At 63.2% G+C, this 23,224-nt stretch carries 17 protein-coding genes, 1 tRNA gene and 1 pseudogene; 5 read left to right on the forward strand and 14 right to left on the reverse strand.

The window, feature by feature from the left end:
• Positions 1–42: 42 nt before the first annotated feature.
• Together AC4PTO_RS09865 and AC4PTO_RS09870 are read right to left on the reverse strand one after the other, a co-directional pair.
• Positions 43–993, reverse strand: coding sequence for a hypothetical protein (locus AC4PTO_RS09865; protein ID WP_492728053.1), 951 nt, complete (start codon positions 991–993; stop codon positions 43–45).
• Positions 953–2,182, reverse strand: a complete 1,230-nt coding sequence (locus AC4PTO_RS09870) for a hypothetical protein (RefSeq protein WP_492728054.1) — start codon at positions 2,180–2,182, stop codon at positions 953–955. Before AC4PTO_RS09870 ends, AC4PTO_RS09865 begins: the two co-directional genes overlap by 41 nt.
• Before the next feature lie 349 nt (positions 2,183–2,531).
• Here AC4PTO_RS09870 and AC4PTO_RS09875 point away from each other — a divergent pair, with 349 nt between their 5' ends.
• The 4 genes from AC4PTO_RS09875 to AC4PTO_RS09890 all read left to right on the forward strand — a co-directional run bounded on the left by AC4PTO_RS09875 (position 2,532) and on the right by AC4PTO_RS09890 (position 6,896).
• A complete protein-coding gene (locus AC4PTO_RS09875) occupies positions 2,532–2,987 on the forward strand; it encodes a DUF2924 domain-containing protein (RefSeq protein ID WP_492728056.1) in 456 nt (151 codons plus the stop codon).
• On the forward strand, positions 2,984–4,309 hold the full coding sequence (locus AC4PTO_RS09880) for a recombinase family protein (protein WP_492728057.1): 1,326 nt from the start codon (positions 2,984–2,986) through the stop codon (positions 4,307–4,309). Before AC4PTO_RS09875 ends, AC4PTO_RS09880 begins: the two co-directional genes overlap by 4 nt.
• A complete protein-coding gene (locus tag AC4PTO_RS09885; RefSeq protein ID WP_492728059.1) occupies positions 4,306–4,689 on the forward strand; it encodes a hypothetical protein in 384 nt (127 codons plus the stop codon). The genes AC4PTO_RS09880 and AC4PTO_RS09885 overlap by 4 nt, the downstream gene beginning before the upstream one ends.
• A gap of 86 nt (positions 4,690–4,775) precedes the next feature.
• Positions 4,776–6,896: a hypothetical protein gene (locus AC4PTO_RS09890; RefSeq protein WP_492728060.1), complete on the forward strand. Its 2,121-nt coding sequence runs from the start codon at positions 4,776–4,778 to the stop codon at positions 6,894–6,896.
• 111 nt (positions 6,897–7,007) lie between these two features.
• Here AC4PTO_RS09890 and AC4PTO_RS09895 read toward each other — a convergent pair whose 3' ends face one another.
• From AC4PTO_RS09895 to AC4PTO_RS09910, 4 genes are all read right to left on the reverse strand, one after another.
• Positions 7,008–9,548, reverse strand: coding sequence for a DEAD/DEAH box helicase family protein (locus AC4PTO_RS09895; RefSeq protein ID WP_492728062.1), 2,541 nt, complete (start codon positions 9,546–9,548; stop codon positions 7,008–7,010).
• Positions 9,541–11,193, reverse strand: a complete 1,653-nt coding sequence (locus tag AC4PTO_RS09900; protein ID WP_492728064.1) for an Eco57I restriction-modification methylase domain-containing protein — start codon at positions 11,191–11,193, stop codon at positions 9,541–9,543. The genes AC4PTO_RS09895 and AC4PTO_RS09900 overlap by 8 nt, the downstream gene beginning before the upstream one ends.
• Positions 11,190–11,843 (reverse strand): DNA methyltransferase, encoded by a 654-nt coding sequence (locus AC4PTO_RS09905; protein WP_492728066.1) that lies wholly within the window; start codon positions 11,841–11,843, stop codon positions 11,190–11,192. The genes AC4PTO_RS09900 and AC4PTO_RS09905 overlap by 4 nt, the downstream gene beginning before the upstream one ends.
• 542 nt (positions 11,844–12,385) lie before the next feature.
• Positions 12,386–12,475: transfer RNA gene (locus AC4PTO_RS09910), tRNA-Ser, on the reverse strand.
• Positions 12,476–12,625: 150 nt separating this feature from the next.
• Between AC4PTO_RS09910 and AC4PTO_RS09915 the strand changes: the two genes are divergently transcribed.
• Positions 12,626–13,726, forward strand: a complete 1,101-nt coding sequence (locus tag AC4PTO_RS09915; RefSeq protein WP_492728068.1) for an AI-2E family transporter — start codon at positions 12,626–12,628, stop codon at positions 13,724–13,726.
• A gap of 19 nt (positions 13,727–13,745) precedes the next feature.
• Here AC4PTO_RS09915 and AC4PTO_RS09920 read toward each other — a convergent pair.
• From AC4PTO_RS09920 to AC4PTO_RS09955, 8 genes and pseudogenes are all read right to left on the reverse strand, one after another.
• A pseudogene (locus tag AC4PTO_RS09920) lies at positions 13,746–13,895 on the reverse strand (alanyl-tRNA editing protein); the annotation flags it as partial.
• Positions 13,892–16,435 carry a DUF3772 domain-containing protein gene (locus AC4PTO_RS09925; protein WP_492728070.1) on the reverse strand — a complete coding sequence of 848 codons (2,544 nt, stop codon included), beginning with the start codon at positions 16,433–16,435 and terminating at the stop codon, positions 13,892–13,894. The pseudogene AC4PTO_RS09920 and the gene AC4PTO_RS09925, both read right to left, overlap by 4 nt.
• Positions 16,432–17,463: a cysteine synthase A gene (locus AC4PTO_RS09930; RefSeq protein ID WP_492728072.1), complete on the reverse strand. Its 1,032-nt coding sequence runs from the start codon at positions 17,461–17,463 to the stop codon at positions 16,432–16,434. Before AC4PTO_RS09930 ends, AC4PTO_RS09925 begins: the two co-directional genes overlap by 4 nt.
• Positions 17,464–17,523: 60 nt before the next feature.
• Positions 17,524–18,669: an NUDIX domain-containing protein gene (locus tag AC4PTO_RS09935; protein ID WP_492728074.1), complete on the reverse strand. Its 1,146-nt coding sequence runs from the start codon at positions 18,667–18,669 to the stop codon at positions 17,524–17,526.
• 9 nt (positions 18,670–18,678) lie between these two features.
• Complete coding sequence (locus AC4PTO_RS09940; RefSeq protein WP_492728076.1) at positions 18,679–19,119, reverse strand: TrgA family protein; 441 nt, start codon at positions 19,117–19,119, stop codon at positions 18,679–18,681.
• Positions 19,120–20,346 carry a class I SAM-dependent methyltransferase gene (locus tag AC4PTO_RS09945; protein ID WP_492728078.1) on the reverse strand — a complete coding sequence of 409 codons (1,227 nt, stop codon included), beginning with the start codon at positions 20,344–20,346 and terminating at the stop codon, positions 19,120–19,122.
• Positions 20,347–20,399: 53 nt separating this feature from the next.
• Entirely contained in the window at positions 20,400–21,812 is a 1,413-nt protein-coding gene (locus AC4PTO_RS09950) for a cryptochrome/photolyase family protein (protein ID WP_492728080.1), read from the reverse strand.
• Between the two features lie 33 nt (positions 21,813–21,845).
• Positions 21,846–23,099, reverse strand: coding sequence for an aminotransferase class V-fold PLP-dependent enzyme (locus tag AC4PTO_RS09955; RefSeq protein WP_492728082.1), 1,254 nt, complete (start codon positions 23,097–23,099; stop codon positions 21,846–21,848).
• Between the last annotated feature and the right edge of the window lie 125 nt (positions 23,100–23,224).

Genomic DNA, 23,224 nt, shown 5'->3' on the forward strand with positions numbered 1-23,224 from the left:
GACTCAAGGAAGGAAGCGCGCGAGACGCTGCTGGTTACCTTTTCAACCGTCGACCACGATGTCTGATGCATGGACGCCGAGCCGGTAGCCCCGGTTACGCACCGTTTCGATCAGGGCCTTGCTCTCGCCATCGGTGAACCCGGCAGCCTTGAAGGCATCCCGCAGCTCCCGGATCAGATCCTTGGCTTCGCGCGCCGTGGTGCCTTCGACATGAGAACCGGAGGCGACCTGATCGCGCGACAGCGCCTTCTCGAGCAGGCGTTCGAACACGGGGAAAATCTGACGCGACAGAATGACGGAACGACCTACCCAATGAACCTCGGCCGCCGCCCTCCGAACACGAAGCACGGGCGCCAGCGGGATCGGCGCCAGAGCCGCGATGTCGATTGTGCCGCCGAGGCCATTTGTGGCGGGCGTCAGCACCTTGAGGATTTCGATGAGATGAAAGCCCGCATCCTGGTGTCGCCGGGCAATCTCCGCTGGCAACTGCGGCGCGAGGATCGTGACGTCCGAGCCCTGCGCCGCTTGGCGCAACGATGCGGCAATGCCGTCGCCGGTCAGGGCTGCAGGCTCCAGCGCAAGAAACACTGCGCGCCCCGATGGCGTATCGCCGAGCCGCCAGACCTTCTCCGCGGCGCGTTTCGGGGCTGCAGCGAACCCTGCTGCGGCGCCGATCACGGATGCCAGCCCATCAGCGCCGATGCGGAACACGCGCACATCATCTTCGGTGAGTTCGATGTCCTGTCGATGATCGAACGGGCACTCAGCCCGAAACGCATCGCCGATTTTCCGGATCGGCCTACAGGGGAGTCCGCATTCGCAGCCGTCGCAGACGTCCCAATCGGAGAGCGGCGCCTGTTCGACGAGGACACGTTTCGCCAGCAGCCGGTCGAAAACCGGACCGAAGAACGGCGCGGCAAGCTCGCCTGACAGGATCGCGTCGTCGCCAGCCTCACTCAGCCGCGTCAACAACCTCAAAATCGTCTCGGTCATTCATCAGCCCGTTCCGTTCGATCAGCTTCATCACCCGCGCCTCGTGCTGGGTGCGGCGGAACTGCACGACGCCCGGGGGCCGCAGCTTGACCGTGACCTGCGGCTGGCGCTTGCCGTCGCCCTTGAACAGGATCCGGAACACGAGCTCGCCCAGCCTCCAGGCGCCGCCGAACGAGACCGGTGTGCTGCCGAAATGCTGGAGCGCGTCACCGCCGAGATCCCGCGACCGCAGCGTGCGCACCACGCGGGGATACCCCTTCTTGCCGGGCGCCATCAGGTCGGCCGCCGCCTCGATGATCAGCACCTTGTCTATCAGCGGATCGTAGGCGGCATCGAAGGTAAAGCCCGGTCCGGCCAGTTCGACCGGGCGCAGGGTATAGAGGTCCTGCGCGTCGTCACCGTCGAAGAAGCCGGGCCTGTCGAGGATGATCGAGGCGAAGAGTTCCGCGATCTCGGGCTGATGCGCCTTCCTGATGCGGGCCAGCCGCAACATCCCGGTGTTCTCGGAGTATCGCAGCACGGCGTGGGAAATCTGGCGCACGCTGATGACCCGTTCGATCTGGCCCTCAACGACCGGCATGGTCGAAACCATGGAGCCGTGGCTGACCACGAGGTTGATCTCGTCATCGTCGTCGTAGTCGCCCACCCGGCAGTAGTCCCCGAGAAATGCGTCACGGAAGAGCGCGGCAACGGCCGTCCGGAACGCCTCGACCTTCTCCGCCGTCAGATCGATCGCGACGCCACGTTCCCGCCCGGCATATTCATGCAGGCGGTCGGCGGTGAGCATCGCCATGTGATCGGCGGCCGCGTCAAACAGATCGGGATGCTCCAGAAACACCCGGACGGCGATGTGCTTGGGATCATGCGCCTTGTTCGGCGTGTCCTCGTCGCCGGTCTTCATGTCGGGGAACAGATCGACGCCCTGACGGGCGGCCTGCGCCTGGATGATCTCAAGGCCGCGGGCATCGCCCAGTTCCGCAATGCGGTGCAGATCGCCGCGCAGCCCCTCGGGATAGCTGTCCTCGGCGCCGGTCAGCAGTTTCTCCAGCGCCTCGCGGGCGGCATCCTCCTCCTGGTCCAGCAGGTCGACGGAGAAGCCCTTGTACTTGCCCTCGTGCCGCGCCAGCAGTGGCTTCATCAGGGCGAGATCGATGGTCTTGATGAACCGGGGGTTCACGAACTTCTTCAAATTGCCAGCCACGACGAATCCCCTTTCCTGCAAAACCAGTGTTCTTGATACGTTCTTTCGTGTGATTCATCAACCTGCGCGGGATCGGCTGGGACGCTTTCTGACATCGACGAGTAGAGGCCAGAGGAGACGACTGCTCCGAGGCCCGCATGAAACGCCCCAATCCCCTCCCGCCCGACCAGATGACGCCCGCAGAGCGCCGCGCCGAGCTGTGCGGCCTGCTGGCGCTCGGGCTGGTTCGGTTGCGGATACGGGATATGGGCGAAGTATCTGACGCGACGGGAGAACGTTGCCTACACTATCCGCCCGACCAATGCCGTCATGCAACTCCAACTCACCGGAGAAATGCATGAACAAGCCCGATCCCATTCCCGCGCGCCTGGCCGCGCTCAAGACCACACCTACGCCCGACCTGAAGCAACAGTGGCGCGACCTGTTCGATAGCGAGCCGCCGCCGTTCAATCGCCGCTACCTCGAAAGCCGGCTGGCCTATCGCATCCAGGAACTCGCCTATGGCGGGCTGAAGCCCGAGACGATCCGGCGGCTGGAACGGCTTGGCGAGGAACTGGACGGCGGGGACAAGAGGAAGCGCGGCATCCGCGCCGACCGCGACCGCCCGATCACCGGCACGCGCCTCCTGCGCGAATGGCAGGGCGTCGAGCAGATCGTCACCGTAACTTCCGACGGCTTCGAATGGCAGGGGCGGCCGTACAAGTCGCTGTCGGCCATCGCCCGCGCCATCACCGGCACGCGCTGGAACGGCTGGGTCTTCTTCGGCCTCAAGAACCACAGGGGGCGGACGTGACGAAGCCGCCTGAAAAATCCAAGGTCGTCCGCAAGCTGCGGTGTGCCATCTACACCCGGAAATCCTCCGAGGAGGGGCTCGAGCAGGAGTTCAACAGCCTCCACGCCCAGCGCGAGGCCTGCGAGGCGTACATCGCCAGCCAGCGGTCTGAGGGCTGGGTTCTTGTCCGCGATCAGTATGACGACGGCGGCATTTCCGGCGGCACTCTGGAACGCCCCGGCCTGAAGCAATTGGTGGAGGATATCGAGGACGGGCTGGTCGACGTGGTGGTGGTCTACAAGATCGACCGCCTCAGCCGCTCGCTGGCCGATTTCGCCAAGCTGGTCGAAGTGTTCGACCGGAACGGGGTGACCTTCGTCTCGGTGACGCAGTCGTTCAACACGACGACCTCCATGGGGCGGCTGACGCTAAACATCCTGCTGTCCTTCGCCCAGTTCGAGCGCGAAGTGACCGCCGAGCGCATCCGCGACAAGGTCGCCGCCAGCCGCAAGAAGGGCATGTGGATGGGCGGGGTGCCGCCCTACGGCTACCGCGTCGAGAACCGCAAGCTGGTGGTGGACGAGGAAGCCGCAGCGCATGTGCGCTGGATCTTCGCCCGCTTCCTCGAGATCGGGTCCTGCACGGAACTGGCGCGGGAGGTCGGCATGCGGGGACTTCGGACGCCCCGCGGCAACCGGATCGACAAGAAATACATCTATCGGATGCTCAGCAACCGCGCCTACATCGGCGAGGCGGTCCACAAGGGCGACAGCTATCCCGGCGAACACGACGCCATCATCGACGGCGACACGTGGGGCAAGGTCCACGCCATCCTGCAGGAAAGCCCGCGCAAGCGCGCCGCGCGCACCCGCGCCGACACGCCCGCGCTGATGAAGGGGCTGCTGTTCGGGCCGGACGGCGCGGCCTTCTCGCCGACGCACACCCGGAAGGGCGACAAGCTATACCGCTACTATGTCAGTCAGACTGTGCTGAAGCACGGTGCCGGGTCGTGCCCGGTCGGCCGCGTCCCCGCGGGCGAGATCGAGGCCGCCGTGATCGACCAGCTCCGCGCCGTGTTCCGCCAGCCTGAGATCGTTGCAGGGACGTGGAAGGCGGCGCGGGCCCACGCCGACGACATCGCCGAGGTCGACGCCCGTGCGGCCCTGCAACAACTGGACCCGCTGTGGGACGAATTCTTCCCCGCCGAGCAGGCGCGCATCGTCACGCTGCTGGTCGAGCGCGTCGATATCGGCACGAACGGGCTCAACTTCCGGCTCCGGATAGACGGCCTCGGAGGGCTCGTGCGCGAGATGCTGTCTGGCAGCATCGGAGAAGCGGTGTGACCCGCGCGACGCCGATCCCCGAGACGGTGACGCTCCACGTGCCGTTCCGCGTCGTGAAGCGCGGCGGTCGGAAGGAGATGCAGTTGCCGGAAGGCGCCGCGCAGACGCGACGGAGCGACAACGCGCTCGTCAAGGCGCTGGCGCGAGCGTTCCGTTGGAAAAGGATGCTGGAATCGGGCGAGTTCACGACCATCGCCGAACTGGCCGAGCGTGAGGGGATCGCGCCCTCATATATGAACCGCATTCTGCGCCTGACACTGCTCGCCCCCGAAACCGTCGAGGCGATCTTGGATGGCCGGCCGGGACCGGAGGTGACGCTCGCGCGCGTGCTGGGTTCGTTTCCGATGGAGTGGGGAAAGCAGACGCTGCACTTCAGCTGAACACCAACTTCGCCGCGAGGTTCGCGACGAAATGCTTCGCGGCCCGCCGCTTACGCCATGAAAACACTTCCTTAAGGAGGCCGTCCGTGGAAGATTGCGAAGGTGCGGTTGCATCTCTGGAGAAACGCAGCCGCGATAACAGTGATTTGCCGGTTGAGTTTATGGAAAGCCTTCTGCAAGGCCGCCTTCGGAACACTTACCTCGCTGCCTCGAAGGGTATGATCCCCCTGTATGAGGCCGTCGTAAACTCGATCCAGGCGATCGAGGACGATGCTGCCGCAGGTGCGCAGCCGATCCGATCACACAAGATCACAGTGAGGGTGATCCGATCGCTGCAGACCTCGCTCCAACTCGAGGTGAAAGGCAGCGCGCGAGAGAGGATCACGGGGTTCGAGGTCACGGACGATGGCATCGGTTTCACCGAAGACAACTGGAAGTCCTTTCGAACCCTCGACAGTCTTTGGAAAGCTCAGCGAGGCTGCCGCGGCATAGGGCGCTTGATGTGGCTGAAGGCATTCAAGCAAGTGCGGGTCGATTCGGTGTTCGCCGAGGACAGCGAGCTTAAATGCCGACGGTTCCGCTTCGATGTCGCGCACGATGTAAAGCCGGAAGGGGACGTGGAGTCTGCCTCCGGCCCAAAGCGAACCGTGCTTTGTCTCGAAGGCTTCGAGCCACGCTTTGCCGAGCAGGCGCCGAAGACAGCCCGGGTGATCGCCATTGGATTGCTCGAACATTGCCTCTGGTACTTTGTCCGAGAGCAGGGCGTTCCAGAGATCGTCGTCGAGGACGGGCCGGATCGCCTCGTGCTGGACGACCTGTACGACGAACACATGCACTCCGCCGCTCACGCCGAACAGGTCGAGATCAAGGGTGAGCCATTCGAGATTATGCATGTGAAGTTCCGCGCCGCCGTCAACAAAACTCACGGGTTAAACTACTGCGCAGCCGGAAGACTCGTGAAAGAAGAGGCAATCCAAGGGAAGATTCCCGGGCTGGCCGGAGCCGTGACGGACGATCGCGGACAGTTCACCTATGCCGCGTACCTCACCAGTCCATTCCTCAACGAACGCGTCGTGGAGCAGCGCATCGGCTTCAACATCGAGGACGAGGTGGACGGCATGTTCGCCGCTACCGACATCTCGTTCCGCGACATCCGAGAAGCGGTGCTACCACGCGTGAAAGTGTTTCTTTCTGATGCGCTTGAGCAGAACATTGCGGCCGGCAAAGAACGGGTCGCGACGTTCGTCGCGAAGAAGGCACCCCGATACCGCCCCATCCTCGCGCACATCCCCTCAGACGAACTGGTCGTTGACGCTAACATCTCGGACGCCAACCTCGACGCCTTGCTGCACAAGCACCTGTTTCGCGTGGAGCAGAACCTTCTAAGTGAAGGGCACAAGGTGCTGTCGCCCGGCGACGATGAAACCGAGGAGGCATACGAGAAGCGCCTAGATGACTACCTGCAGAAGGTATCGGACCTGAAGCAGTCCGACTTGGCGAACTATGTCACGCACAGGCGCGTTATCATTGATCTCTTGGCAAAGGCGATAGAACGGGACGCGTCGGGTCGATACGTCCGCGAGGACGTCATCCATGAGTTGATCGTGCCGATGCGCGTCACGTCGGATGACCTTGCGTTTCGCCGCCAGAGCCTGTGGCTACTGGATGAACGGCTCGCGTTTCACGACTTCCTCGCATCAGACAAGCCGATTGCGACCATGCCGATAACCGAGAGTGCTTGCGGCAAGGAGCCTGACGTTGCCTCCCTGCGCACTTTCGACAACCCGCTTCTCGTTTCGGACAAGGCGACCGGACCAGCAGCATCGCTCACGGTCGTGGAGATCAAGCGGCCGATGCGCAGCGGCTTTAAGGCGGGACAGTCCGAAGAGCACGATCCGATCCTGCAGGCGTTGGACTACCTGAGGCGACTTCGGGAGGGCGCGAAGGCGAAGAACGGCAGACCGATTCCGAATGCCGACAAGATTCCGGGATTTGTCTACGTGGTTGCGGACCTGACCGATCATCTCAGGGGGTGCTGTGAACTCCACCATCTCAAGATCACGGCGGACGGCATGGGCTACTTCGGCTACCATCCGAGCGCCTTCTACAATGCCTATATTCAAGTGATTTCATTCGACGGGCTGGTGGCGTCGGCGACAGAGCGCAATCGCGCGTTCTTCGACCGCTTGGGACTTCCAAGCAGCTAGCGTCTTCATTCGGAAAGGTCATACACAAGTATTGAATTTCGCTATATTCAATTATCCACGCATTGTTGCGTGATATCTCGGTTTCTTATCAACTTCAGCAGTTGATCCGATTTATTCCCGCGCGACCACAGTGTCATACAACCCGTAGTGAGTCAGTCCTTTGTGGCTTTCGATGCCCGTGTACCGCAATGAGGCGTCCTCGTAGCGTCGGAAAGCGAAGACCGCCTGGTTCATCTGCTCTGTGTTGAACACTTTGAGGCGCACGAGCAGGTGGAAATCTTTCACCGTCAGTCCTGTGACCGTCAGAAACAGGTCCGGCTCGAGCTTGGTGATCACGTCCTGCAAAGTGTTTTCGCGAAAATCGGTCAGGTACATGAATGCCGGAATCCGTGTGGCGAACTTGATCAGCTTCTCCTGCACAAGCTTCCGCTTAGACTTGTATTCCTTTTCCTCGGCCGTGAGTTCCTTCTTCTCCTTTTCAGTGAGACCACCGTTCTTGGCCTTGTTCTTGAGTTCCTTGACCTTCTCGCTCTTGTTGATGATCGTCTCGATGATGTTGTCACCTAGCGAGCGCCAACCCTCGATGCGTTCCACCGCTGCCATCGCTTCGGGGTTGTCGAGGACACGACGGAGGGTTTCGTTGTCCACATTCACCAGCATCGCGCTTTCCCATTTGCGCGCGAGCAGCGTCGCCGAGGTTCCGGCCATCGCGATGTCGAGGATGCCACCCGCGTCGATCTGCGTCATGTTCGCGCCGTCGTAGGCTAGCACGGGCAGAAACGACACGAGGTCCTTAACGGCGTTCTCGGGGTTTGGCTCATTCGGGGCCAGGCCGATCCCGTACTCGGACAGCTGGCGAAGCGCCCTCGTCGGCGCGAAGTCGAACACGAAGCAGATCGGCTTTAGGATCTCCTCCTCGTTGGGATTGTCGCCATTCGGGTTCTTGATGGACCACGGAGACTGAACGCGAAACGCCGCCTGAAAGTAGGTCTCGGGCGATTTCAGATTGCGGAGCATCATGATCGACGACCACTGCGGCACGGTCACGCCGGTAGTCAGCTTGCCACAGGATAGCGTGATCGTCTTTGTGTCGAAGCCGCTCCCGATCGCTTTGCGTACTGGCGGCAGCGCATCCAAACCGATCCCCGCCGACGCACCGGCAGAGACAACGACGTCGTAGTCGTGCCAGAAGGTGTTGTGCTTCTCGGCCAGCAGGTTGGCCATCGCGTGGCACGCCGCCACGTTGGGCAGAAACCAGAACGAGTGCTGTAGGTATGGCAGCAAGCGCACATCCGAGTACGGGAATGGCGGCCGCGTGCCTGTCTTGAGGCTCTCGACAGCCCGTGGCCCATACTGGCCCCGAATGATGTCGAGCCACTTCTGCACGTCGCTCTTGTGCTTGAACCGGGCCCCCGGCCCGATGCCGGTCGCGGAGAAGAACTCGTTGAGATCAAATTCGTCAAACTCCCCGGCGCTCGCAATTGCCAGGAGCTCATCGGGCATCTGGTACGTCAGGAGCCGCATCTGTGGCAGCGCGCCGTAGGGATTCCACTTGTTAGGATGCTTGGCGGCGAATTCCGCCTTCGCGCGTTGCTCGTCAGTGTAGGTCCAGTTGAAGATCTGTTCCTCGATGAACTCGCCGGTCGCGAGCGCCTTGAACGGCGTTCCGGACAGGTAGACGTAGGCCCGTGTCGTGATCGGCAGGAACTCGGTCTCGTCGTTGGACAGGACGTTAAGGTCCTCGTTCACGCTATCTAGACCGGGGTCATATTCCAGCTTGGCCTCCTTCTTAGCGACCGCCTCTTCCTCGCCCTCGAACAGTTCTTTCGCGGTCTCCCGCCAAGCCCCGAAATGGTACTCGTCGAACACGACGAGGTCCCAGTTCACCTGGTGCAGCCACTCGTTCTTCGCCTTGATGTTCCCTGCGGCGTCGCGGCCCAGCAAGTCCTGGAACGAGCCGAAGTAGACGACGGGCTTGGAGCGGTCGATCTGGGTCGGATCGCCGCCGGAGTTTTTCGACAGATACTGCCAGCCGTCGAAATCGACGTGGCTCTCCAGATCAGTCTGCCACGCATCCTCGACCGCCGGCTTAAAGGTAACCACCAGAACCCGCTTGGCGCCGAGTTTCTTCGCCAGCTGGTAGGTCGTGAAGGTCTTGCCGAAGCGCATCTTGGCGTTCCAGAGGAACCGCGGCACCGCATGCATGTCCTCCGCCCAGCGTGACATGAAATAGCCATGCGTGACGTCCACCGCCTCGGCCTGCTCCCGGCGCATCGGGAACGTCAGGTGATGGTTGCCGCTGAATTTCTTGCCTGTCCGCAGCTCGGTCAGGACCGTCTTCACGTCGCTCAGCGTGCAATTCATCCACTCCAGTTCGCTGTTCGCGAAGCCCTTGCGGGCTAGAGCAGCGCGCACCTCATGGTCGGTGAAAACAGTGCCGTCGTCCCGCTCGGCGGGCTCGTCCAGTTCGATGCGGTAGTTCTTGATGGCTGCCGTCCTGAGCTGCTCGGCGACGCGCCGCTTCACATCGCGCGTCGTCTGCCCGATCTTGAGAAGACCGGCGTGCGCATCGTCGGCGATGGAATAGGCGTAGATGCGGGGGCGGGCTTCCGGCTTCGGGGCGAGGATTTCATCGATGGTCGGCTTATGCATCGTCGCCGTCGTCCACCGAGACGTCGCCCAACAGATCGCTCGCCACATCCATAGGGCGGACAATCTTCTCGACGAAGGCGATTTCGTCTTCGGATAGGCCGTAGCGCGCATAAAGGTCCGCATCGGTCCACGTCCGTGTCCAGTCTTGGATCGGAACGAAGGTATAGACTTTGCGGGTTACGTGCTGCGAAGACTTGTGCAGCAAGATCAGAAATCGGGTCAGGCGGCATGCAAGATAGGAGAGAGCACTATCTGCTTCCTCCTTGGTGTCGAAAGGGCCGATGGTCAAATAAGTTTCGGATGAGATTGACCCGGGTCCGGCAACAAATGGCGTGCTAATTATCTTATGGGGATAGCTGTCCCGGTTGCCGGTTCCGGGAGCAGCATAACCGGCGAAAAGCTTCCATCGATCAATCAGGTGTTGGCCGGATCGAACATCATCACGAGCAACGTAACCAACTCCACCGTTCTGGTGGATAGTTACATCGCCTGGCGATCTCTTCTTTTTGCCCTTGAAGAACGTCCTGAAGCCAAAAGCTCTAGCGGAACTTACCAACCGATCAAAACGGCGCGCTTCCGGCAAAGACATGACCTCGTTCTGTCCCGTCTCGCGGGCCATGACCTTGCGGAGAATGGAAACACCTTCATTGTATCGAATAAAGATCTCGGCACCTTCTTCAAGCAGCGGGCGCGAGGCTTCGGAAATCGGCCAATCCTTGAAATGCGTAGCAACCCGGCAAGGGCCGCGATTTTCTTGATCCCAGAGAAAATAGCAGACACCGCCTTTCAGACCCACGCCTGGGAATACGTCCGCAGCGCTCAGGAAATCATCAATCGAGCGCAGTCGATCATCCTTCAGCATCGACTCGCGGAAATCATCGAGTCCTTTGCCTCCGGAAAACCAGCGGGACGGAATGACCATCGTCAGATAGCGAGGTTCAAGGTTTTTCGCCTGCTCGACGAACTTCTGGTAAATTGGGGCGGCGCTGGTTCCGTGCCCACCGTCGTCCAACTGATACGGTGGATTTCCGATGATAACGTCGAAGTGCATGTCGCCTCCAAACAGCTCGGCAACCCGAGTCTTGATGTCGTCAGTATGAATGAATGCATAGGCGTGGGTCTCGAGCCCCTCGCCACGGTCGAGCGACGCCTGACTGGCCCCGCAGAACTTGCACTTGCCGTCCGCCCAAGTGTGTTCGGTGCGCTCGAACCAGATATTGCCCGAGTCACTGTTGAAGCGCCTGGTCACGGCATGCGCGCCGTTGGCATGCTTCGAGCAATATACGCTACGTCGTGCAAGCATGGCGGTCAGTTGGGTAATGCCGATGCCGAACACCTGCTGCGATAGGATGTGATCAACGCGCTCCTGAAGGTCCGGGATCTCTTCGGACAGCCCCGCTGTGAGGCGGACGGTGATTTCGCGAAGGAATACGCCAGACTTGGTGAAGGGGTCCAGGAACGTCACATTCCGGTCGGCCCAGATGTTCGCTCCATCGTGACCTGCTGCCCAGGCCTCCGCGAGCGTGTCAAGCATCCGGTTCGCAAATTCTGGCGGCGTGAAGACCTCGTCGTTCGACAGGTTCGCGATGCACGTCAGCACATCGGGATTGCGCCCGCGAAGGGCAAAGCCAGCCTGTATGCTCATGCAGCCTCCATCGGCGTGCCACCGGAGCCAGCGGCGAGGTCGCGGACCGTCATCGACGGGTAGGTCCTGATCGGGGTGAAGAGCTCATGCTTGCCGAGATGCGCGAACAGCGATCCTTCCGCGCTGAACCTCGATGAGCCAGTGAGGACGTCTAGGCGGAAGTCTCGCCGCTGGAACTTGCCCCTGCCGATATAACCCCATTCGGCGAATGTGATCGGCTCGCTATCATGCCTTCGCATCGTAACCGCGTCACCATGGAGGAGATTGCACGACAGCACGAACGATGCGGCGCGATACAGGTCGTCCGATTTGTCGAGACCGAGATAGTCCGAAAATATCTCGATCAGGTTCGCCCGGCACTCGGCGATGTTGTCTTCGAGCAGTTCAATGCCGTAAATGCACATAAGGCCGAGAAGGGAGTAATGCGCCTTCTCAAATTGGGATTTTCCAAACTTGGTTTCGACGGCAGCAAGTTTTCTCTGCAGAACGCGAACCAGAAAATTGCCACTCCCGCAGGCCGGTTCCAGAAAACGCGAGTCAATTCTGTCCGTCTCGTCTTTGACGAGGTCGAGCATGGCGTCGACCAGCCATGGCGGCGTGAACACTTCGCCATGGTCGGCAACTCGTTTCTTTGATCTTATCAGGCTCATGTTTTAGTAATGGCAGCTTGGCTCGACCCGGTAAACACGAGATGAGCGCGTCGCGGTAAGTTTGCGGCCTATGCGGTCGAGAGACGCGCAGATCGGAGGGCCGCTCAGGGTGGAGATACTCCCCCGCATTGCTGTCTCCCAGACTCGGTAGGTTGCCAAGCGTTCCTCACCGCGTCCACGCCGAGCGGGGTCTTGCCCTAGTTCCCCACGCCCGGCGTCGCGGCGAGGGCGGACTGCTTTGCCTTCCTGACGACTTTGGCTTCCTTTGCTGCGATCCTGAGTTCGATTTCTGTTCCATCTCGCGAATGCCACCGACGTCGAAGTGCACAGCCAGTCCGCTGAAAAAAACTAGCGAAGTCAGTTCATTACAGGCAATTCACCAAAACAGAGCAGTCCTCAGGTCCGGAGAATATCGGCCCGGAGAGACCGTTTCCGGGCCTCCTGGCGCCGCCGCCGGTGCTCAGCCCATCCCGCATAACCCTCGAAAACAACGGAAAAATCCGGCCGCAGCCGGATCGGGAGAACGCTTTCGCGAGGGCAAGTGGCGGACGGTGAGGGATTCGAACCCTCGAGACGGTTCCCCGCCTACACACTTTCCAGGCGTGCGCCTTCGACCACTCGGCCAACCGTCCGTGCCGCGCTCTGTAACCGCAAACGGCATCAGGGTGCAAGAGGGCAGACGCCGATACCGCAGATCTGCTTGTCTTGCCCGCCCCCGCCACTTAGGCTTGTTGCAACAACAGGATGCACCGCATCCGGCAAGGTATGGGATGACATCACGCATGAAGGACAGCCAGGAGCACGGCCAGCCCGCGATGTCGGCCGACGCGCGGCCCACGTCCACCGCGCTGCCCACCGTCTTTCTGGGGATCATCGCCTTCGCGCTCGTGCTTTTCCTGCTGGTCGAGGCGCGCTTCATCCTGATCTCGCTCGCGATTGCCATCATCCTGTTTTCGCTGACCTCCGAGGCGATCAACGCGATCGCGCGGATGCATATCGGCCCGGTGCGGGTGCCCAACTGGCTGGCCTCGATCGTGGCGCTGATCCTGATCTCGTCGGGGCTTCTGACCGCAAGCGCGGTCCTTCTGGCGCAGGCCAACGAGGTGGTCACGATGATCCTGGCCTATGCCGAACCCGCGCAAAGCGCGATTGCCGAACTGTTCGGCTGGATGGGCGCGGATGTCGAGGCGGCGGTGCTGGAATCCATGCAGAGCATCGAGATTGCGGGCTACCTGAGCACGCTGGCGGGACAGGCCTCGAACCTTCTGTCGGCCACGGTGCTGATCATCCTGTTCGTGGGCTTCATGTTCGCCGAGCGGGTCTGGTTCCACGCCAAGCTCGAAAGCCTGATCGGCGATCACGGCCGGGCGCGGCGCGTGGCAGAGACCATCGGTTCGATCATGCGGCGGGTGAACCATTACCTCATGGTGAAGGCGGCGGTCAGCGCGGTGACGGGGGCGGCGGTCTTCTTCGTCTTCAAGATGGCGGGCTTCGGGCTGGCGATGCCGGTGGCGGTGCTGACCTTCGCGCTGAACTTCATCCCCTCGCTCGGCTCGATCATCGCCACGGCGGTCGCGGCGCTTGCCGTCTATGTGCTGACGCAGGATGCCTCGTCCGCGCTTGGGGTGCTGCTGGTCGTGGGGCTTCTGCAATTCGTGATCGGCAATGTGATCGACCCGATGCTGATGGGCCGCGCGCTGCGGCTGTCCTCGTTCGGGATCATCATGTCGCTGGCCTTCTGGGGCGCGGTCTGGGGCTTGCCGGGGATGTTCCTTGCGGTGCCGATCATGGTGGCTCTGATGATCGTCTGCGCGCAGTCGCCGGCGCTGCGGCCGCTGGCCATCCTCTTGTCGCGCGAGGGCCTTCCCGAAGAGGACGGCTGAGGCCCCTGCCCGCCTAGGCCAGGTGCCCCGCATCGCCGGGCTGCCCGCCGCCGGTGGGATAGAAGATCGAAACATCGCAAACGATCCCGCCCTCATCGGTATGGGCGATCACGCGGGCGGGCGCATCCCGCAGATAGGGATCGGTGCGGTAAAGCGGGACCGTGGTCATGTCGTGCTTTCTCCGTCGCCGTCATCGCCGTCATCATCGTTGTCACGGGCCAGGGGCACGGGGCGTTCGCGCATGGGATAATCGCTGGGGCCGGGCACCGTGCGGGCGATCCCCTCGCCCGGCTCCGGCGCGGCCGCGGGCGGAGTCCCGGCACCGCCCTGTGCGGCGGGGTCGCGCGATGCCGGCGCGGAACGAAGCGCTTCTGGGTTGCGCAGCCAGATGTCGCGCTGCGCGAAGGGGATCTCGATCCCTTCCTCGGTGAAGCGGGCGGCGATCTGGTGGTTCATGTCGGACAGGACCTGCATCTTGAAGTTCACATCCGACAGGATCGCGCGGATCTCGAAATTCAGGCTGTCCGCGCCAAAGCCCACGAACAGCGCACGCGGCTCGGGGTTCATCATGACCAGCGGATGGTTTTCCGCGATCTCGCGCAGGATCGCCTCGATCCTGTGGGTGTCCGAACCGTAGGCAACCCCGACCGGCACGATCACGCGGCCGGTCTTGTTGCCCCGCGTCCAGTTCGTCACCTGCCCCGAGATCAGATCGGCGTTGGGCACGATGACCTCGGCGCGGTCGAACGTCTCGATCCGGGTGGAGCGCACCGAGATCGCGCGCACCACGCCCTGCTGGGTGCCCACCTCGATCCAGTCCCCCTCGGAGATCGGGCGCTCGATCAGCAGGATGATCCCCGAAACGAAGTTCGACACGATATTCTGAAGGCCGAAGCCGATCCCGACCGACAGCGCCCCCGCAACGATGGCCAGCGAGGACAGGTCGATCCCGGCCGAGGAAATCGCCAGCAGCGCGGCAAGAAAGATCCCGACATAGCCCAGCCCGGAGATGATGGCGTTCTGACCGCCCTTGTCGATCGTGGTCTTGGGCAGGATCGAGGATTTCAACGCCCCCTGCAAAAGCCGCGTCACCATGTAGCCGATGGCGAACACCACCGCGAAAGTCAGGAACACCGTGGGCGAAATGCGCACGCCGCCGAAGGACACGCCCGTGCGGAACGAAGTCCACAGCTCGGCCATGTCCTCGATCCGCGCCCCCCAGATCAGAGCCAGGATCGGCATCGCCGCCAGCATCAGCACAAAGCCTGCAAGCACCGGCACAAGCCCCTCGCGCCGGGTTTCATCGCCCCGGCCAAACATCACATAAAGCTCGGCCAGGAAGCTCTGGATCACCGCGACAAGAGCCAGCAGGCCAAGCGACAGGATCGCAGGCCAGATCAGCGCATTGGCCGCACTGACATAGCCGATCACCCCCAGCACCGGCGCGCAGATCCCGATGACGATGGCGGCGTAGCCCACCCAATGCAAAAGCTTGTAGCGGAAGGCGGTATCTTCGTCCTGCTCGCGCCGCAGACTGCCTTGCTTGCGCAAGAGCTGCCCCATGCGGAACAGCACCAGCGCCGCGAAGATCTGCAATGGCACCTGCAGGACCGAAATCGCCGCATCGGCACGCTGCGCGACCTCTTGCGCCTTGTCCGCGCTGACATTCCCCGCGCCGCCAAGATAATCCTGCGCGCGCGGCACGATCCAGTCGATCAGCAACACCTGAATCCCGGTCGCAAGGCCCAGCATCACGGCGTGAAAGCGCCCCTCGGTGCGGCCCTCCTCGGCAAGGTTCAGCGCGCTCGACACGCCCGGACGGGTCGGGAACACGCGCCCGCCCAGCCACCATGCTTGAAGAATGATCAGAAGGACGATAGGCATCAGCTCGAACAGGCGCAGCATGATCGGGCCGAAGAACGCCGTGCTTGAAAGCGCCGTGGTCAGAAGCACCGCCCCGATGACCGGCAACACCACCTGCCCGATCGAGACGACCCCCGAAATCAGCTCGCGCCCGCGCATGGCCGTCTTGGTCAGAAGCCATTCGTTCAGCCAGCCCATCCAGCGCCCGCCGCGCGCCAGAAGCAAGCCCGCTACGATCAGCAGCCCCACGATCAGCGGGGCGTTGTTGCGCAGCGTCTCGAAGTTGATCGGACGCGTGAAACGCCAGACGGTCTCTTCATAGATCCACACGCCCATCCAGCGGAACAGCGACACCGCCGCAGGCCAGTTGACCGGGTTCGCGGCCGAGGGCGACAGGCGCAAAAGCTTGTCTGCCTGCCGGTCGCGCGTGATCCGGTCGATCTTGCGGATCACGCCATCGGCATGGCTCGCGGCCTCGCCCGCGGTAATTCCGGGCGCCTGCAACCGGGCGAGCCGTTCATTCAGCTCCGCGCGCCGCGCGGCGATGGTGGCATCCTCGCTTTCGCCCTCGGCAGGCGCGGGGCCAAGCGCTGCGATCTGGTTGCGCAATGTCTCGATCTGATCGGCATTCGCGCCCTGCGCAGCCACGAATTCGTTGCGCGCCTTCACGATCTGGGCGCGCAGGTCCGACAGTTGCGCATCAGTGGCCGTGCCATCGGCAAGGATCTCGTCGGCGCGCGCGGCCGTCTGCTCCCACGCATCGTAATCGGGGCCGACAGTCTCTTGCGCGGCGGCGGGAAGGGCCAGGAGCAGCGCCAGAAGAAGGATGCGCAGGGCGGATATCATCCCTCGAACACCTCGGGCAGGTCCTGCGCGGCACGGTCAAGCCATGCCGGAACCGGCAGGTTCCTGGCGTGCAGGAATTCGGGGTTGAACAGCTTGGACTGATAGCGCGTGCCATAATCGCACAGGATCGTCACGATGGTATGGCCCGGCCCCATGTCGCGCGCCATGCGGATCGCGCCTGCGACATTGATGCCGGAAGAGCCGCCAAGGCACAGCCCTTCGTCCGAAAGCAAATCGAACACCACCGGAAGCGCCTCTGCATCGGGGATCGAATAGCTGTAATCGGGGCGGATCCCTTCAAGGTTGGCGGTGATACGCCCCTGCCCGATCCCCTCGGTGATCGAGCTGCCTTCGGATTTCAGCACGCCCTCGGTATAGAAGGAATGCAGCGTCGCGCCCTCGGGGTCGGCAAGGCCGATCTTCACGCCTTTCGGTTGCAGCGCCATCGCCAGCCCCGCAAGCGTCCCGCCCGAACCGACCGCGCAGATCACCCCGTCGACCTTGCCGCCGGTCTGTTCCCAGATCTCGGGGCCGGTGGTTTCCAGATGGGCCTGGCGGTTGGCCACGTTGTCGAACTGGTTGGCCCAGATCGCGCCATTCGGCTCGGTCCGCGCAAGCGCCTCGGCCAGGCGGCCGGAATAGCGCACATAGTTGTTGGGGTTCGAATAGGGCGCGGCGGGCACCTGGACAAGCTCTGCCCCGGCAAGGCGCAGCATGTCCTTCTTTTCCTGGCTTTGCGTCTCGGGGATCACGATCACCGTGCGGAACCCCATCGAGGCCCCCACCAGCGCAAGCCCGATGCCGGTATTGCCCGCGGTGCCCTCGACGATCGTGCCGCCGGGCTTCAGAAGCCCCTTCGCCACCGCGTCGCGGATGATGAAAAGCGCCGCGCGATCCTTCACCGACTGGCCGGGATTCATGAACTCGGCCTTGCCCAGGATCGTGCAGCCCGTCTCTTCCGAGGCCTTGCGCAGCCGGATGAGGGGTGTGTTGCCGATTGCCTCGGCCAGATCGTTACAGATGCGCATGACTCTCCCCGGATTGGACCTGTCTCAGGCAACCAGACTTAAGCCGCGCGCGCCGAACCCTCAACCCCCGTGAGGGGCATCGGGCCGGGTGCGCAGATCGTTACGGATACGGGCCAGCCAAAGCGCAAGGATCACCAGCGGCGCATTGTCGGCCTCGCCGCTGTCGACAAGCGCCATCAGCGCCTCGAAGGACAGCACATGGGCGCGGATGTCCTCGCCCTCATCGGCCAGCCCGCCGGGCTGCGCGGCCACATCAGGAATATCCGCCAAACCAATGAATGTATAAAGATATTCAGATTTCGCGCCGGGCGAGGGATAGAAGTTCGGCGCCGCGATCATCCGCTCGATCGCAAGGCCCGCCTCTTCCATCGCCTCGCGCAGCGCGGCCTCTTGCGGGGTTTCGCCGGCGTCGATGCGCCCCGCGACCGGCTCGATCAGCCAGGGATTGAGATCACCGCGCGCGAACGGCCCCACGCGGAATTGCTCGATCAGCAGCACCCGGTCACGCACCGGATCATAGGGCAGCACCACCGCCGCGTCCCCCGATACGAAGGCCTCGCGGTGCAAGACGGGGCTTTGGCCGCCCGCGAAAAGACAGTGCGAAAGCCGGTATTCCTCAAGCGCGAAATAGCCCGAGAATGCGGGCACCCGCTGGTGGACCTGCACATCCTCCGGCGCCGCCTGCCGCCGGATGCGCGCGGGTTTGCCCTCTTGCGCGCGTAGGCGCGAGGCCGCGCGCACCAGCATCATCGGATAGCGCCGCAGCGCGGCCTCGGGGCTGAGCCGCCCCATCCCGGCGATGAATTCGCCCGCGGCCTCGGTCACGATCGCGGACCAGTCGCGCGCCCAGGCCGCAAAATCCCAGGGCGCACCGGGCTGCCAATGACCGGGCTGCGGAAGATAGACCCGTGCGACCTCTGATCTCGTATCAGCATCAACCTTCAGCCCTTTGATATCGAAGGCAAAACCGGCCTCGTAATAGTCAAGGCGCGCAAGATCTTCGGGGGTTGCATCGAACAATACGCCCTCGGCGCCCGCGCCGCCCGCCACCAGCAGCGGAAAGGCCTGCGGGGCATCGCCGATCATCGCCTCGCGCACCTCATGACCGGCCAGGCGCGCCGGGCGGACACGAACATCGTGGCCCACCACCCGCGCCAGAAGCGGCAGGTGGCGCAACGTGCCATAAAAGAAGCAAGACGTGCGCAAGCCGGGCCCCTACACCCAGCGCCGATGCGCCCATTCCGACAGAACGCCTGCAAGGGCCCCGCCCACCAAAAGCACGATGATCACATCGGGCTTGAGCGCGGCGATGCCGAATTCGATCCCCTGACTGACGATATCGGTCAACGCGTCCATCGGCCCGTCATAGCGCATCCGCACCGAAAGGCGGATCATCTGGACAAGCCCGAGGAAGAACAGCACAAGGATCACCATGTAGACCGAGGCCCGCATGCCCGCCTGTGCCGTCATCCACATCCCCTTGCCGACCGCGCGCCCGATCACCCGCCAGCCAAGGATCAACCCGAAACATCCAGCCACGACAGGCAACATGCCTGACTGCGCGACCGCAGGAAGGTAAGGAAGAACAAGGGCGCCGGTGAAAAAACCGGCCGCGGCAAGGGCCAGGGCTGCAAAGAGTTTGGCGGCTGTCGGCATCTAGTCTTGCGGCCTCATGTAACTGAACTGTGTCACATCGCAGTTTCCGCGCTGAAATGCCCCCGCGCAAGAGCTAAGGTATAAATTCCACATTCTGCGGAAACGTGTGTCGAATCCCATCGCCTCGATATCCGGCCAGCGGGCGTTGAAGCGCCGATACCACTCGTGCAGGGTGCGCGCGTAATCGGGGCCGAAGGACAGGGCGCCCACGGGGCGTAGGCCGGCGTCTTCGGGCAGGCTTCGCATCAGCGAGGGGGGCGGAAGCATCCCGCCGGGAAATATATATTTCTGAATGAAATCAGGGCTTTTCCGGTATATCCTGAAGCGTCTTTCCTGCACCGTTATGGCCTGGATACAGGCCCGCGCACCATGCCCGAGGCGCGCCTGCACCGTACGGAAGAAGGTCGGCCAGTATTTCTCGCCCACGGCCTCGAACATCTCGATCGAGGCGATGGCGTCGAAGGTGCCGGTCGTGTCACGGTAGTCCTGAAGGCGGATCTCGACCCGGTCCGACAGACCGGCCCGTGCGATGCGCCGCGTGGCGAATTCGTGCTGTGCGCGAGAAATCGTAAGACAAGTCAATCTCAGGTCGCGCTCGGCGGCGGCATATTCCGCGAATCCGCCCCAACCGCAGCCGATCTCAAGCACATGGTCGCCCGGGGCGACATGCAGCGCATCGACGAGGGCGGCGTATTTCGCCCTCTGCGCCTCTCGCAGCGTTGCAGCGTTGCGATAAAGCGCCGAGGAATAGGTCATCGAAGGATCGAGCCAGAGCGCGTAGAACTCATTTCCTAAGTCGTAATGCGAAGCGATGTTGCGCCGTGCCTGCGCGCGCGAGTTGCCGCGCAACCAGTGGCGAAACGCTTCGTAGCGGCGCAGCAACGCCATACCCGGAAAGCCGTCGTAAAGCTCGTCATTATCGGCATGGATTAGGTCCATGAAGACCATGAGGTCGGGGCTGGACCAGCCACCTTCCAGATAAGCCTCGCAAAAACCCAGATCGCCTTCGCGGATCAGCCGCGCGAACACATCCGGATCATGGATCCGCAATTCAGCCTGCGGACCGGGATGCGCGCCCTGGGCACGGAAGCGGCGGCCATCCGGCAGCACGAAATCAAGCCTGCCGTTACGCAGATCCTTCGCAACGGCGAAGACCCGAGCGAACCACCGGGGCAAGTTCGCCTGTCCTGTCGTCGAGGTCAGGATATCCTTGGACAAGTCATACATATGCGTGTCCCCCCAATGCAGTTCTCAAGGATACACGAAGCCGTATAAGGCAGTTACCTTACACGATTTTCATATGCTGACAAAGCGCGCCGGCGCCCTTCGTCAAGCCCGATCCTCCGTTCGGGATAGGGCTGGCCCGCCGACAGGCCCCATGCGCGGGGGCAAGCCGCGAAGAACTGCAGCGCGTCGGGTGAGGGCGCGCGCGCGCCTTCGGCTATGAACTTTGCCCGGTAAGCCCCTTCTGCATCGAACTTTTTCGCCTGTGTTTCTGGGTTGAACACGCGAAAATAGGGGGCCGCGTCCGGACCCGACCCCGCAACCCATTGCCAGCCCATGGCATTGGCGGCCGGATCCCAGTCGGTCAGGCATTCCGCAAACCAGCCAAGCCCCACGCGCCAGTCGGTCAGCAGGTGCTTGGTCAGATATGAAGCCGCGATCATGCGCGCCCGGTTGTGCATGGTGCCGGTCACATACATCTCGCGCATGGCGGCGTCGACGAAGGACTCTCCGGTCATGCCGCGGCGCCAAGCTTCGGCGTCGTCATTGTCGCCCCGCCATGGGAAGCCGTCCCATTCGCTGCGCCAGTTCTGCCGGTCAAGCCGTGGAAAGTGATAGAAAAGATGCCAGGCGAACTCTCTCCAGGCCAGCTCTTGCAGGAAGGTTTCCGCCCCCTGGGCGCCTTCCTCAAGGCGGCGCCAGCCCGCCTGCCAGATGGCAAGCGCAGAGATCTCGCCATAGGTCAGGTTTTCCGAAAGGCCCGATGTGGCGGGTTCGGCGGGGAAATCGCGCCGCTGGTGATACTCCCCGATGCCCGCCTCGAGGAAGGCGTCAAGACGGGCAAGCGCCGCAGCCTCTCCGATCCGGGCGTGGCGCGCGATGATCGCGGCGCCGCGATTCATCGCCGTCCCCATCTGCCAACGCTCCAGATTTTCACTTTCTGGCCATTTGGTTGGGGGGCGAAGCGCAGAAACGGTGTGGACTCCGGGCCGTGGGTTTCGCCCCTTCAGCGCGCGCCAATAGGGGGTGAACACCCGATACGGGCCGCCGGTCGTGGTTTCGACACGCCACGGCTCGAACAACAGATGGCCGGGGAAGCTTTCGGCGCGCAGCCCCTCATCACGCAGCGCCGCTTTCACCGCACTGTCGCGCGCCCGGCTGGCCGGATCATAAAGCCGCGACCAGCACACCGCCCCCGCCCCGGTTTCCGCCACCAGAGCGCGCAGCACGGCAAGCGCGGGCCCGCGCCGCAGGATCAGCCGCGATCCGATCCCCTCAAGCCGCTGCGCGAAGGACTCGACCGCCTTGCCCATGCGCCAGCGCGCCGCCGCGCCAAGATCCGCCACCGTTTCGTCGTGAATGAAGATCGGGATCACGGGCCTTCCCGAACCGGTCGCAAAATCCATCGCGGGATGGTCATGCAGACGCAGATCGCGCCGCAGCCACAAAAGGATCGGTCGTTCCGCCATGGCTGCCCCCGTCCCCGCGCTGTTCCCGTGGCATCACGCCACCAGGCTTGCCTCAAGCGCCTCGTCCAGCGCGCCGATCAGCCGGGCGACATCCTCGGCCGAGGTATAATGCACGAAGGACAGCCGAAGCACACCCTGTTCGGGATCCACCCCCATCGCGGCAAGCGGACGTTGGGCATAGAAATGCCCCGCCCCGCAATCCAGCCGGCGCGCGGCAAGCGCCTGTGCCACCGGCCCCGCCGGACGATCGAGCGCAAGCGCGATGGTGGGCGCGCGCCGCGCGGCATCGGAGGGCCCAAGCAGCCGCAGGCGGGGATGATGCTCAAGAAAGGTCAGCAAGGGTTGCAACAGCGCGATTTCCTGCCCGCGCATCAGGTCATGCACCCGCCTGCCCCGCTGGCGCGGGTCATCCGCCCGTTCGAAATGGTGATCGTGCAGCGCATCGACGTAATCGGCCATGCCGCAACAGGCCGCGACCTGCGCATGATCGGGCCCGGCGGGCACGAAACGCTTCCACAAGGGCGCCGCGTTGAACCAATGGGCCTGATTGGGCAGCCGCTCGGCCAGCGGGCGGCGCACCACCATGATCCCCTGATGCGGCCCATAGGTCTTGTAGGCCGAGAACAGGTAGATATCGGCCCCAAGCGCGCCGACATCAGGCAGGCCATGGGGCGCATAGCTGACCCCGTCGACACAGCAGACCGCCCCGGCCTCATGCACCAGCGCAACGATTTCGGCCACGGGATTGATCTCTCCGATGACGTTCGAGCAATGCGGAAAGCAGACCAGCCGCACCCGGCCATCCGCAAGAAGCGCCCGCAACGCCGCCGGATCGAGATGGCCGGTCGTCGCGTCGATCCGCCATTCGCGCAGCTCGATCCCGTCTTCGGCCAGACGCCGCCAGACACCGGAATTCGCCTCGTGATCCTGATCCGTCACGACGATGGCGTCACCGGGTTCAAGCACGCGCCGGAAGGCCTGCGCCAGCACATAGGTATTGGCGCTGGTCGAGGGGCCGAAGCTCAGCTCGTCGGTCTCCACCCCCAGAAGGGCGGCCAGGCGCACGCGCGCCTCGTCCATCTCTTCGCCACCCGCGCAAGAGGCCGGGAACGCGCCGTAGGGTTGCACCTTGCGCTGCCGGTAGAACCGCGTCAGCCGGTCGATCACCGGCGCACAGGCATAAGATCCGCCCGCATTCTCGAAAAACCCGCGGCCTTGCAGCGCCGCTTCCGCGAAGGCGGGAAACTGTGTGCGCACGAAGGTCAGATCGAGCTTTGGGGTGGACATCTGCGGCTCCTGTAATTCGCGCTACGGTTGATCCGGCGTCTGCGCGGCAGGATGCCCGTATCGGTAGCGCAACGTCAAGCGCCCGCACCTGTGCAAGGCATGGGCAGGGCAAAAGGATTTTGCTC

This window comes from Rhodobacter maritimus, assembly GCF_058747975.1.